This is a genomic window from Maridesulfovibrio sp., from assembly GCF_963677005.1.
In the GTDB taxonomy this organism is placed as follows: domain Bacteria; phylum Desulfobacterota; class Desulfovibrionia; order Desulfovibrionales; family Desulfovibrionaceae; genus Maridesulfovibrio.
The window spans coordinates 1,467,462-1,480,409 of record NZ_OY781616.1 but is presented as its reverse complement, the minus strand read 5'-3'; the positions used below and the strand labels follow the sequence as shown (position 1 = coordinate 1,480,409).

11 protein-coding genes and 1 tRNA gene are annotated in these 12,948 nt (G+C 50.8%); 8 read left to right on the top strand and 4 right to left on the bottom strand.

All coding sequences use genetic code 11. The features are described from left to right. Window positions 1–154: 154 nt before the first annotated feature. On the top strand, window positions 155–2,320 hold the full coding sequence (locus ACKU4E_RS06810; RefSeq protein ID WP_320170327.1) for a PocR ligand-binding domain-containing protein: 2,166 nt from the start codon (window positions 155–157) through the stop codon (window positions 2,318–2,320). Window positions 2,321–2,432: 112 nt separating this feature from the next. Here ACKU4E_RS06810 and ptsP read toward each other — a convergent pair whose 3' ends face one another. The 3 genes from ptsP to dhaK form a co-directional block, all read right to left on the bottom strand. Next, window positions 2,433–4,928 (bottom strand): phosphoenolpyruvate--protein phosphotransferase, encoded by a 2,496-nt coding sequence (gene ptsP / locus ACKU4E_RS06805; RefSeq protein WP_320170326.1) that lies wholly within the window; start codon window positions 4,926–4,928, stop codon window positions 2,433–2,435. Window positions 4,929–5,243: 315 nt separating this feature from the next. Continuing rightward, window positions 5,244–5,867, bottom strand: coding sequence for a dihydroxyacetone kinase subunit DhaL (gene dhaL, locus ACKU4E_RS06800; RefSeq protein WP_320170325.1), 624 nt, complete (start codon window positions 5,865–5,867; stop codon window positions 5,244–5,246). A gap of 178 nt (window positions 5,868–6,045) precedes the next feature. Continuing rightward, window positions 6,046–7,104, bottom strand: a complete 1,059-nt coding sequence (gene dhaK / locus ACKU4E_RS06795; RefSeq protein WP_320170324.1) for a dihydroxyacetone kinase subunit DhaK — start codon at window positions 7,102–7,104, stop codon at window positions 6,046–6,048. 454 nt (window positions 7,105–7,558) lie between these two features. Between dhaK and panC the strand changes: the two genes are divergently transcribed. From panC to ACKU4E_RS06770, 5 genes are all read left to right on the top strand, one after another. Next, entirely contained in the window at window positions 7,559–8,407 is an 849-nt protein-coding gene (gene panC / locus ACKU4E_RS06790) for a pantoate--beta-alanine ligase (protein ID WP_320170323.1), read from the top strand. Window positions 8,408–8,525: 118 nt separating this feature from the next. Continuing rightward, entirely contained in the window at window positions 8,526–9,695 is a 1,170-nt protein-coding gene (gene metK / locus ACKU4E_RS06785) for a methionine adenosyltransferase (RefSeq protein ID WP_320170322.1), read from the top strand. A gap of 137 nt (window positions 9,696–9,832) precedes the next feature. Then, entirely contained in the window at window positions 9,833–10,357 is a 525-nt protein-coding gene (locus tag ACKU4E_RS06780) for a hypothetical protein (RefSeq protein WP_320170321.1), read from the top strand. Between the two features lie 194 nt (window positions 10,358–10,551). Beyond that, window positions 10,552–10,824, top strand: coding sequence for a hypothetical protein (locus ACKU4E_RS06775; RefSeq protein WP_320170320.1), 273 nt, complete (start codon window positions 10,552–10,554; stop codon window positions 10,822–10,824). Next, window positions 10,815–11,084 carry a type II toxin-antitoxin system RelE/ParE family toxin gene (locus tag ACKU4E_RS06770; protein WP_320170319.1) on the top strand — a complete coding sequence of 90 codons (270 nt, stop codon included), beginning with the start codon at window positions 10,815–10,817 and terminating at the stop codon, window positions 11,082–11,084. The genes ACKU4E_RS06775 and ACKU4E_RS06770 overlap by 10 nt, the downstream gene beginning before the upstream one ends. An 81-nt stretch (window positions 11,085–11,165) precedes the next feature. Here ACKU4E_RS06770 and ACKU4E_RS06765 read toward each other — a convergent pair whose 3' ends face one another. Beyond that, window positions 11,166–11,786 (bottom strand): LysE/ArgO family amino acid transporter, encoded by a 621-nt coding sequence (locus ACKU4E_RS06765; RefSeq protein ID WP_320170318.1) that lies wholly within the window; start codon window positions 11,784–11,786, stop codon window positions 11,166–11,168. 101 nt (window positions 11,787–11,887) lie between these two features. Between ACKU4E_RS06765 and ACKU4E_RS06760 the strand changes: the two genes are divergently transcribed. Beyond that, window positions 11,888–12,793, top strand: coding sequence for a LysR family transcriptional regulator ArgP (locus tag ACKU4E_RS06760; RefSeq protein ID WP_320170317.1), 906 nt, complete (start codon window positions 11,888–11,890; stop codon window positions 12,791–12,793). Window positions 12,794–12,864: 71 nt separating this feature from the next. Beyond that, window positions 12,865–12,941, top strand: a tRNA-Met gene (locus ACKU4E_RS06755). Window positions 12,942–12,948 lie beyond the last annotated feature (7 nt).

The window sequence follows — 12,948 nt, the reverse complement described above, 5'->3', positions numbered from 1 at the left end:
TTGAGTTGTGGTGAACGAGACTCTTCGTTCAGGGTCGGTGAAGATTTGCATGATGAGAGATGCTGGGACAATGCAACTGGTAATCGGGTCGGTAGTAAAGTGAGATTAAGCTGCAGCCATTTGTCGCCTCCTTTCTCGTCGGGGAGTATCGGATATGTTTACAGCAAGGCTGTCTGATGATTATTTTCGCTGTCTTATAGAGGCCATTCCTGATCTTGTCTGGCTCAAGGATCCGGATGGAGTGTATATATCGTGCAATAAGGCATTCGAATCTTTTTTCGATGTGAAGGAAGAGGAGATAATAGGTAAGACCGATTATGACTTTATAGAAGAATCACTTGCCGACTCTTTTCGTGAAAATGATAAACTTGCAATGGCTGCCGATGGTCCGCGAGTCAATGAGGAATGGATCACCATGGTCAGGACCGGAGAAAGCCGTCTTGTGGAAACCATAAAGACTCCGGTGAGGAACGTTTCCGGCGAGTTGTTAGGTATCATGGGGGTGGCCCGCAATATAACGGCAAGGAAGAACATTGAAGAAGCGCTGGAAAAGCGCATAACAGCCCTTACCAAACCCATTGAAGATTCGTCCGGGTTCAGTTTTGAAGATTTGTTCAATCTTGACGATATTCAGCGTTTACAGGATGAGTTTGCCGAAGCAACCGGTGTCGGCTCATTGATTACCCGTCCGGACGGAAGTCCTATAACCAGGCCCAGTAATTTTTGCAGGTTGTGCAATGATATTATCAGAAAGACCGAGCTTGGGTTGGCGAATTGCTATAAATCGGATGCCAAACTCGGAAAGCTGAAAAAGGACGGTCCTTCGATTCAGAATTGCATGAGCGGTGGGCTATGGGATGCCGGAGCCGGAATATCCGTGGGCGGACATCACGTGGCCAACTGGCTTATGGGGCAGGTCCGTGATGAAAATCAGGATGAAGAAAAGATTCGGGTTTACGCCCGTAAAATAGGTGCCGACGAGGATGAGGCGGTCGAGGCTTTTATGGAAGTCACTTCTATGCCTTTTGAGCGTTTTGAGCGAATTTCCAAGGTCTTATTCACTCTTGCCAACCAGCTTTCCGGAATAGCCTACCAGAATATGCAGCAGGCCCGCTTCATAAATGAACTGGAGAGGACAGAAGCGGAATTGGCAAAAACCAGAAACCTGTTGTCCAATATCATAGATTCCATGCCTTCACTCCTCATAGGAGTGGATGCTAATTGTACGGTGACGCAGTGGAACATGGGGGCGGAAAAAGCCACTTCCATTTCCCGCAAGGAGGCCTTGGGAAAACCTCTGCAGAGTCTGCTGCCCCGTTTCACCTTGGAGCTGGATAACGTCCGGGAAGCAATACGTACCAGGAGTGCGAAGTCCGATTGTCTGAAGACGAGAACCCCCACAGGGGAGACCCGGCATGAGGATATGACCATCTATCCGCTTATTGCCAACGGGGTCGAGGGAGCCGTGCTGAGAATTGACGATGTCACGGACCGGGTAAGGCTGGAGCAGATGATGATCCAGTCGGAGAAAATGATGTCAGTCGGCGGCCTTGCCGCAGGTATGGCTCATGAGATCAACAATCCCCTTGCCGGAGTTCTGGGATATGCCCTGAATATGAAAAAAAGAATTTTCGGCGATCTGGATAAGAACATGGCTGCTGCCGAGGAATGCGGTATCTCTCTGAATGCAATCCGCGAGTACATGGTAAAAAGGGACATCCCGAAAATGATAGACGGAATTCACAGCGCCGGAACCAGAGCGGCTGCAATAGTTGCCAATATGCTCAGCTTCAGCCGGAAGAGTGAAGATAAATTTATGCTCCATGATGTTTCCGCTCTGCTCGACAGTACAATTGAACTCACAGCCAATGATTTTAACTTCAAACGTAATTATGATTTCAAGAAAATAAATATAGTGCGCGAGTATGCGGCTGATGTCCCGGAAGTTTATTGCGACCGAAATGAAATTCAGCAGGTTTTTCTGAACCTGCTTAGAAACGGTGCAGAGGCCATGATGGATAAAACGTTCTGTGATGAAGAACCGCGTTTCATCTGTCGGGTTAAAAAAGACAGGAAATGGGTCGTTGTTGAGATTGAAGATAACGGTCCGGGAATGGATCGGGAGACCCGCAGGCGTCTTTTTGAACCTTTTTACACCACAAAGGATGCCGGAAAGGGGACCGGGCTGGGACTTTCGGTATCGTATTTCATCATAACCGACCAGCACCGAGGACGAATCGAGGTTCATTCCAATGCCGGAAGCGGTTCCTGTTTTGTAATTAAACTTCCGGCTGAGGAAGCGCCCGTCTCAATGAACTGATCGGATAAGCCCGGCTAGATGCTGAATGATCAGTAATGCATGGCCGGTAGCTGACCGCAGGTTTAAAGTAACTGGGCCGCAGTTGTATTCATCTGCGGCCCTTGTTTGTTTCTTATTTAAGGAGCTTGCGAACTTCGTCTCCGGACTTTGCTTTCATGGCTTTTACAGCCAGATTAAGGCAATCTTCCATGGTGACGGAACGGATAGCCTCCTTAACATCAGGAATGGCCGGGCCGTTCATGCTCAGTTCATCAAGTCCCAGACCCAGCAGCAGGGGCAGGGCCTTGCTGTTTCCTGCCAGTTCACCGCACATGCCGACTTCTATTCCGGCTTTGGCCGCCGCATCGCAGGTTATGGAGATCATGCGCAGCACTGCGGGATTAAGGCTGTCGCAGAGCTTTGAAACAGAAGCGTTTCCTCTATCTGCGGCCATAACGTACTGGGTCAGGTCGTTTGTGCCGATGCTGAAAAAATCGCAGCGTTCCGCTAGCTTGTCTGCCACGGCAACTGCCGACGGGACTTCTATCATGATTCCGGTCTTGACTTTTTCGGCTGTCCTGTATCCTTCCGCTGCAAGTTCATCTCTGATGCCGTCCCTGAACTGAAGTACTTCTTCAAGCTCCTGTGCATCCGAGATCATTGGGAACATTATCCAGATATTCTGCTCGGCCGCAGCGCGGAGCAGGGCACGAATCTGGGTCCTGAACAGTTCCGGGCGGGCCATGCAGAAACGCACTCCGCGTTCGCCGAGGAACGGGTTGTCCTCTATCGGCATATCCAGATACTTTATCTGCTTGTCTCCGCCTATATCAAGGGTACGGATGATAACCGGCTTGCCCTTCATGGCTTCTGCCGCCTCTACATATGCAGCGTACTGTTCTTCTTCATCCGGAGCCTGGTCGCGGTCCTGGAATAGAAATTCCGTCCTGAAAAGTCCGACTCCTTCCGCACCGTATTCCAGAACTCTCGGAGCATCGGCCGGGACGCCTATGTTGCCCATGACCATTATTTCCGTCCCTTCCAGAGTTTTGGCAGGGGCGGCTCCCTTCTTCTTTGCTTCCTCCCGCTCGGCAAGCCATGCAAATCTTTTTTCCGCAAATTCTTTCTGTACCGCACGGTCCGGTGAAACCCAGATTTTTCCGCTGAATCCGTCAAGAGCTATGGTGCTGCCGTTCTTTATATGTCCGGCGGCTTCTCCGGCACCGATTACTGCCGGAATACCCATGGACCGGGAAAGAATCGCGGCATGGGAAGTGACCCCGCCAACTTCAGTGATGACGGCCAGAACTTTTTTCAGGTCCAGTCCTGCAACATCGGAAGGGGAAAGGTCGTGGGCCACAATAACGGCTTCTTTGTCCAGAACGATTCCATGATCCCCGGAGCCGCAGAGAATACGCAAAACCCGTCCTCCGCAATCCAGCACATCGGCAGCGCGTGCCTGCATGTACGAATCATCCAGCTTGCGGTAACCGTCGGCCACTGCATTCATTACTTCAAGCCATGCGAATTCGGCATTGACCTTCTGTTTTTCAATTTCCGCAACGGCTCTGTCTCGCATTTCCCGGTCGCCGAGAATCAGCCCGTGCACTTCGAAAATTGCGGCATTGGCTTTTCCGGCCGTTTTTTCCGTTTCCTTTTGCAGGGTCTTTATTTCTTTCAGGGCGTCGGCAATGGCGCTGTCCAGTTTTTGCGTTTCAGCCCCGGTATCGGATATTTGAGCTTTCTTGACTTCCGGGAGGCTTGCCTGATGCACGTAGGCAGGGCCGACTGCATAGCCTGCAGATCCCGGTGCCCCGGTGATTACGCCGTCTACAACCGAGGTCGGAGCAGCGGCGGTTTCCTGAGGAGCGACAAGGATATCTTCATCCCGTTCGCCGAAATTATCTTCATGCAGGGCTTTCAGGGCTTCCAGTGCTTCTTCCGCGTCCGTTCCGCAGACGGTAACGGTTATGGTATCGCCATTTTTTACGGCAAGCAGGGCAACCTGATTTATGCTTTTGGCGGAAGCGCTTTTATCAGCCTTGCGGACGGTTACTTCGGATTTGAATTTTCCGGCCGTGGAAACAAGATTGGCTGCCGGGCGGGCATGCAGCCCCATTTTGTTGACAATGAGCAGTTCCATGCTCAATTCTTCGCCGCCGGTTTCTGTTGCAGGTCCTGCTTCCGGAGTGGATGAAAAGGTTTCACCGGTAATCGGGGCCAACTGCTGTATTTTGACCCCCAGAGCCGCACCGGCTTCATTGCTGACTTCTTTAAGAGAAGCCCCGACCGAAGCCTGAACGGCCGCCGCCATGGTTCCTTCCACTATGGGCGCGGAGCAGAGCAGCACTTTTTCCTTGATTTCATCGGGTAGAAAATCGAGAGCTGTTTCGGCGCTCATCAAAGCGCTTCCGAGATCCATAATGACCAGGACTCCGTCTTCGGATTGAGCGGCAACGGATTCTATGGCCGCCATGACCTTCATCGGGTCCGTACCGATCGGGTTGTCCGGATCATCAATACCGCCGGCAGCCTCCATGACCACGGACCCTCTGGTCATCTGTTCGGCGAGTTCCAGCACTCCTTGCGCCAGTGTCTGGCTGTGGGAAACAATTACTAATCCAACCATGAGTTAACTCCGCAATTGGCCCTGCTTTTCAGGGGAGTGCAGGACATCTTTTTTCAAGTCTGAATTGCAGGCCGAGAGTACGGGATTTATACGCCCTGTATTACCGCAAATGCCGTGATCGGCTTTCTCGACATAAAATTGTGATGAAACAAAATTATAAAATTTTAAAATAATACAGCTTGTTAGGTGTTTTTTTGCAATAAACCGTGGAAACAGCCACGGTTAGAAAATCTGTTAAGGCCTCCGGCTTGGTTGCCGGAGGCTCTTTGCTTTATCTGTTCTTTCCCGGTCGAAAACGGCCATCGGGATAAGCGGCTAGGCCAGAACTTCCTTCAGGGTTTCAAGCATGTAATAGGAAGAGGTTGCGCCGGGATCCTGATGCCCTATGGATCTTTCTCCAAGGTAGCTGGCCCGGCCTTTTCTGGCCTGAAGCGGAACTGTTCCCGCAAGGGCTTTTTCTCCCACGGGAAGAGCCGCATCGACTATGGCAGTCACATCGGAGCCGTTTCCGGCTTCTGCAGCAACTGTTTCAAGGACAGGGGCCCATAAATCGTACATGGTTTTGTCCCCGAGCTGCGGTCTGCCGCGCTGAAGGATGCCTTCCACCCCGGCCTGTATGAATTTGTGAAAATCTTCGGAATCAATTTCTTCCTTGCCGGCCAGGACCATTCCGCCCTTCATCCAGAAAGTACCGTACAGCGGGCCGCTTGCTCCGCCCACGCTGGACATGAGGGTCATGCCTACGGTTTTGAGGATGGTGCCGATGTCCTTGTCTTCCACGGTGGGGAGTTTATCCATGACCTTTCCGAATCCTCTGTGCATGTTGATGCCGTGGTCGGCATCTCCGATGGCGGCATCAAGATCGGTGAGGTAGTCTTTTTTATCAGTGTAGACTTCGTTCAGTCTTCCGAGCCATGCAATGAGTTGTTTTTTATCCATTTCATTTCCTGTGCTTGATGACCCCGCCCGGTCACGTTGTTCCGAAAAAATTATTAGGCGGATTGCAAAGAATTAAATTAATGCGGGCGGAGGAGTCAATCCTCTGAAACCGGAACGCAGACGCGGAAAATTGATCCCCGCGCCTGCGCATTCTTTTATCTTTCTATAACTCAGTCTGCTACCAGGTCAGGCCGGGAGTTTTGACCGGTGCGTCCCAGAATTTCAGAATTTCATCATCTACTTTGAGCAGTGTGATTGAGAAACCCTGCATTTCCAGGGAAGTAATATAGGGCCCCACAAGGTTGCGGACAATTTCCAGACCCTTGGCCTTGCATACTTCGTCCAGCTTTTTGTAGATAGCGTAAAGTTCGGACACGGGAGTACCACCCATGCTGTTTACGAAAGCGATGACCTTGTCTCCGCTGGCGAAAGGTTCGTCGGTAAGAGTTTTTTCAACCCACTCGCTACCGTCCCATTCACGAACGATGCGGGTGTATGCGGGGTCGTCGATGATCTGCTCGGCAGCGTACGCGGTCATCTCGTCAACGGACTTGATGGGCATGCGATGGGTTCCGGGTTCGCCGTGAATTCCGATACCCATTTCGACTTCGTCTTCGCCGAGTTCGAAGGTCGGTTTTCCTGCTGCGGGAACAGTGCATGAAGTAAGCGCAACGCCGAAGGAACGGCCGTACTGGTTAACCTTGCGGCAGAGATCGGCGCATTTGTCGAGGTCATAGCCTTCCTCAGCTGCGGCACCGACTATTTTTTCGGCCAGAACAGTGGTTCCAACACCGCGTCTTCCGGCAGTGTAGAGGCTGTCCTTGACCGCAACGTCATCATCAATGAGAATGTTCTGGACCTTGATTCCTTCGCTCGCAACCAGTTCTGCAGCTGCTTCGAAGTTCATCACGTCACCGGTGTAGTTCTTGACCATGAAAAGAACGCCTGCTCCGCCGTCAACGGCTTTGGCGCATTCATACATCTGGTCCGGAGTAGGGGAAGTGAAGACTTCACCGGGGCAGGCGCCTGCGAGCATTCCTTTACCTACAAAACCGCCGTGCATGGGCTCATGCCCGGAACCGCCGCCGGAAACAACGGCCACTTTGCCTTTTACGGGAGCATCGGCCCGGCAGACATAGAACGGTTCCAGATTGACCGTAAGCTCCGGGTGAGCCAGAGCCATGCCTTCGAGTTGTTCCTTGACGACATTTTCCACATCATTGATCAGTTTTTTCATAGTAAAATCACCTCTATGTTCTGGGTTTCCTTCCGTTACTTCTAATTATATCAAAAATGAAAAAATGTCGATAAATGAACGCATTATTTTTCAATTCCATCAAATTGTTTTTGCAATTCAACCTCAACTTGTTCGAATTCGCTCATAAATGTTCGTTTATATGACGGTAACAGGTTATAATTATTCATTGTAGTCGAATCGGCTCGGATGCATGGTCTTATGTTGCCTGCGCGCGCAGGTGTCGACCGGTGATAACGAGTGATTCAAGGAGCAGTTTGTGGTTGGATAATGATGCTATCGGCAGGTCTGTTGCCGGGGCTTCGGGCATGTTAGAAAATGTATGGAAACCGGCAGGAGCCGGGCTGTGCTATGGACAGGGCATAACTATGAAGGTACAGGTTAAGCCCTGTCTTCCATTATTTATGTATCATTCAAACCATGACGGTAAAACAATATGGAAATAATAAAAAATCCGCAGGAATTACAGAAACGGGCTCTTGAGCTTCGCGCACAGGGCAAAAAAGTGGCCCTTGTGCCGACCATGGGATATTTTCACCGTGGGCATGCGAGTCTCATGGACGCAGCCCGGAAGCTGGCCGACGTTGTGATCGTAAGCCTGTTCGTGAACCCTACTCAGTTCGGTCCGGGAGAGGATCTGGATAATTATCCTCACGACCTTGAGCGTGATGCCGCTCTTGCGCAGGAGCACGGCGTGGATATCCTTTTTACCCCCACAAGGGATTCCATGTATTATGATGACCACTGCACATGGGTTGAAGTCCCTGAACTGGGAGTCAATCTGTGCGGCAAGTCCCGCCCGGTACATTTTCGCGGCGTGGCAACAGTGGTCACTAAACTTTTCATGGTGGCGCAGCCGCAGGTGGCTGTTTTCGGGCAGAAGGACTGGCAGCAACTGGCCATTCTCAAGCGTATGGTCCGGGATCTGAATATTCCGGTGGAAATCCACGCTCACGAGATAGTGCGTGAGGAGTCCGGTCTGGCACTCAGTTCCCGGAATACCTATCTTACCACGGAAGAGAAAAATGTGGCCCCCTTGCTCTGCAAGGGGCTTAAGATGCTTCGTGAAATGGTCGAAGAGGGAGAAGAGAGTGCCGCAAGACTCAAGGATGAGCTTGAGGCTTTTTACGCAGCCAATATTCCCGGCAGCAGGGTTGACTACATTGAGATTGTCGATCCGGACAACATAACCATTCTTGAAAGGGTGGACGGCCCTGCTTTATGCGCCGTGGCCGTGTATCTTGGTAAGGCAAGATTAATAGACAATCTGCTCATAAAAGTGTAATGTGTCCTCATTCTTATATGTCAATTTATTTATATAGCTGAATCAAGCTATATATTTCAAGGTGTTGACGGGGAGTGGCCCCGTCCCCCTTTTTTCTAATACTCAGGAGGAACTTTTAATGATCTGCAGCAAAGGCAAGTACTTTTTTACCTCTGAATCCGTAACCGAAGGTCATCCCGACAAAGTCGCCGACCAGATTTCAGACGCAATTCTCGACACCCTGCTCGCTCAGGACCCGAATTCACGAGTTGCCTGTGAAACTCTGGTGACAACCGGTATGGCATTTATCGCAGGGGAAATCTCCACCAGCGGTTATGCCGATTTCCCGGCAATCGTGCGCGATACCATTCGTGAAATAGGTTACGTGAACTCCGATATGGGGTTTGACGCTGATACCTGCGCAGTTATTTCTTCCATCGACAAACAGTCCTTAGACATCGCACAGGGTGTTGACCGCGAGTCCCCCGAAAGCCAGGGTGCCGGTGACCAGGGCATGATGTTCGGCTTCGCCTGCACTGAAACCGATACCCTGATGCCCGCTCCCATTTACTGGTCCCACAAGCTTTCCCGCAAGCTGGCCGCAGTACGCAAGGACAAGACCATTCCTTATCTGCGCCCTGACGGAAAAACCGAGGTTTCCTTCGAATACTTCAACGGAAAACCCATCCGCATCGCCGATGTAGTTATCGCTGCACAGCATGACGATGGTATCGAGCAGGAACAGATCTACGAAGACATCAAGCGTGAAGTTATTCTCGCAACCCTGCCCGAAGACATGGTCGACGATGCAACCAAAATATACATCAACACCACCGGCCGTTTTGTAATCGGTGGCCCCATGGGTGACTGCGGACTGACCGGTCGTAAGATCATCAATGACACCTACGGCGGCATGGGTAACCACGGCGGCGGCGCATTCTCCGGAAAGGACCCCTCCAAAGTTGACCGTTCCGGCGCATACATGGCCCGTTACATCGCCAAGAACATCGTTGCCGCCGGCCTTGCCGAACGTGCCGAAGTTCAGGTTGCCTACGCAATCGGTGTTGCGGAACCCGTTTCCGTACTCGCAACTTCCCACGGCACCGGCCAGGTAGACGATGAACTCCTGACCAAGGCCGTCAAGGAAGTTTTCGACCTGCGTCCTTTCTACATTTCCAAACGTCTGGACCTCAGACGTCCCATTTACAAGTCTTCCGCATGTTACGGTCACTTCGGCCGCAACAATCCCGACTTCACCTGGGAACGTACCGATGCAGTAGAAGACCTCAAAACCGCCTGCAAACTTTAGCGGTTCGGGTTTATCTCGTGAAAGCAATCCCCGGAAGCCTCTGCGGTTTCCGGGGATTTTTTACACTTGAGGCAATGGGCAGGACAATGTAAAGGAAAACTCTTTGCACCACGGAAAACAAGTCAGGAGATTTAAATATGTGTGCCCTTAAAGTTGTGGAAATGCAGGCTCAGCCCGAATTCAATATCTTTTATTTTGCGGAACTTAACGGAACCACCCGTATAGAGCATTCCCTTATGGAGAGCCTGGAAAAATACTGGAACGAATGGCTTCCGTCTCTCAAGGTTTACAAGCTGCAGCAGCCTGAGGGCGGCAAGGGAACTGATTTTCTGCTCATGTACCTTGAAAAAGAGGTTGAAGACGCAGTTGAGGAAATCTGGCAGGCAACTCCCACGGAAGGACTTGCCCACCACAACCTGGCCATAACCATGGTAATGTCCGCTGCACAGTCGCTGATTCCCGAGCTTGAAGAAGGCAAATGCGCACCGCTGCCCAAACCCGGTGAAGCTGCCCTTGCCGCTTTTGAATCACTCGGTCTTACATGGAACGCCGAAGGAACCGTGAACAGGCAGTATGCTGTGTTCACCCCGTTTCCGTATTCCGGTGGCTGTGAAGTCTGCTATCTTGAGGATACCTGTCCCAAAAGCCGGACCAAAAAATAGCCCCTGCTTTTAAGCGGCTCAATGCCGAAAGATTGAATCATAAGTCCCGCCGTCAAACAGATTGCGGGACTTTTATTGTTTTTTCGCGATCAGAATTCTGGATAGTGCACCTTGTTAATACGGCTGTTGCTCTTCAGGAAATATTTACATGCGACCATATGTGGCGTATTGTAGCTACACGAAGGAGTTGACATATGCAGGATACGATTAGAGCCAGAGTTGATTCGGAATTGAAGAAAAAATTTGAACTTGCAGCCAGTGATCACGGGCAGAGTTCTAGTCATATTTTGCGCGAATTCATGGCTGAGTTTGTACGTAATCACGAAGAACAGAAGAAGCGTGAAGTCGAGACCCTTCTGGCAATTGAAAGCATTGAGGCTGGACGATTTATCGAAGGCGATGAAGTTTTTGCATGGATGGATAGCTGGGGAACCGGAAACGAAACGGATGTTCCGGAATGCAAATAAGATTTTCTCCTGAATCCGTAGAGGACCTAAAAAGAATTTTTGAATTTATAGCATTACATGATCCTGATTCTGCCCGTACTGTTGTCCTTAACCTCAAGAGTGCCATAAACCGTTTTTCACAGATGCCTTATCTCGGAAGAGCTCTTGAGGAAATCGAAAATGTCCGGGAATTCGTTTTTGGCAGGTATGTAATTAGATACCTTGTGAGAAACGACGCTGTGTATGTCCTTCGACTCTGGCATTCCAAGGAAGACAGGTAGGGCTAACCTGCCGACCTTGGTCGTGTCATGTTGAGGTATTTGCAAGCATGAATCCGAAGAGAATCCTCCCCCTTCAAAATTTCAGGCATTGATCGCCTTTTCGGCAAGATTTGCGGCAATGGCCCACATGGTTATGCCGATTACAATATCCAGAACCCGCCAGGTTGATTGCTTTCTGAACAGCGGTGCAAGTGCCTGTCCTCCCAGCCCTAGGGAGAAAAACCAGAGAAATGATGCGCTGATTGCCCCGAGGCCGAAGGCGTAACGGCCTTCTCCTGCATACTGCCCGCTCATGGAGCCCAGCATGACTACGGTATCCAGATAAACGTGCGGGTTGAGCAGGGTAATGGCCAGCGTGAGCATAATCAGGGACCGCAAGCCGGTTTCGGTATCATTTTCAGCAACCAGACTTCCACCCTTTATCGCAGAGCGGAACGATCCCAATCCGTACCAGGCCAGAAAAGCGGCTCCCCCCCATGCAGCAGGCTTGAGCAGCATGGGATTGGATGCCACAAGATCACCTGTGCCAAGCACTCCCAGACTTATGAGCACTGCGTCGCAAAGCGAACAGACCAGGCAGATGATCAGGTGGTTGTTTTTCCGTATGCTTTGGGAAAGCACGAACGCATTTTGCGCCCCGATGGCGATGATCAAACCAGCTCCGGTTCCAAGTCCTTGTAAATATGGTACTATCGTTGTCATTGAATAACTCCTTGATGTTGTTCAAGGCACAATAGATCGATAACTTTCATAAGTTAAATTAAATATTTTCATTTTAGATAAGTTTTGCTAATAACCTAAGCATGCTTGATACACGATTTCTTGAAGCCCTTGCGGCAGTGGTGGAGGAGGGCGGCTTCGATAAAGGGGCCAGACGTTTGCACATCACCCAATCCGCTGTTTCCCAGCGTATACGAAATCTTGAGGAACAGCTGGGACAGGTGCTTGTGGTGCGATCGGTACCCCCGGAGCCGACTGAAGCCGGGCAGAAGCTAATCATGCATTTGCGGCAGTTGCAGATGATGGAGCATGAGCTTGGGGAGTCTCTCGGTCTCAAACCTGCAGGAGAGTTCGTAACCCTGCCGCTGGGAGTTAATGCCGATACCCTGGCCACATGGTTTCTGGACGCCATGGATGAATTCCTGCGTGAAAATAAAATTCTTCCGGATATTTATGTGGACGATGAGAACCGCACTTATGAAATGCTCAAGAACGGTGAAGTGGTAGGCTGCATAGGTACCGGAGCCGGAGCTTTAAAGAACTGCCGCAGCGAATATCTGGCAACATTCGATTACCTCTGCCTGAGCACGGCAGATTTTTACGAGCAATGGTTCCGGGACGGATTTACATCCGAAACAGTATGCAGGGCTCCTACGGCTTTGTTCAACCGCAAGGACGAGACTCAGGGCCGGATGTTCGAAAAACTGTTTCCCGGCGAGAAGCTTGTCTATCCTGTTTGCTTCGTTCCTTCGTCGGAAGCGTTTGTGGACGTACTGCGCAGGGGGCTGGCATACGGAATGGCCCCTGAATTCCAGGTGGCAGAGGAGCTAGCGGCCGGAACCCTTATAGAAGTCATTCCGCAGGGACGGGTACCGGTAAGCCTGTATTGGCATTCCTGGAACGTGGAAACTCGTTTGCTGAACGATCTGCGCAATGCGCTTGTCGGCTATTTCAGCAAAGAAAGCAGCAGTAAAAATAATAATATTTAAAATAAGTTAAAAGAATGTCGTATTGCTGTTGACAGAGGCAGGGCTAGCATGTAGAAGTCTTTTCACATTGACGCGGGGTGGAGCAGTTTGGTAGCTCGTCGGGCTCATAACCCGAAGGTCGTTGGTTCAAATCCGGCCCCCGCAACCAAGTAAAT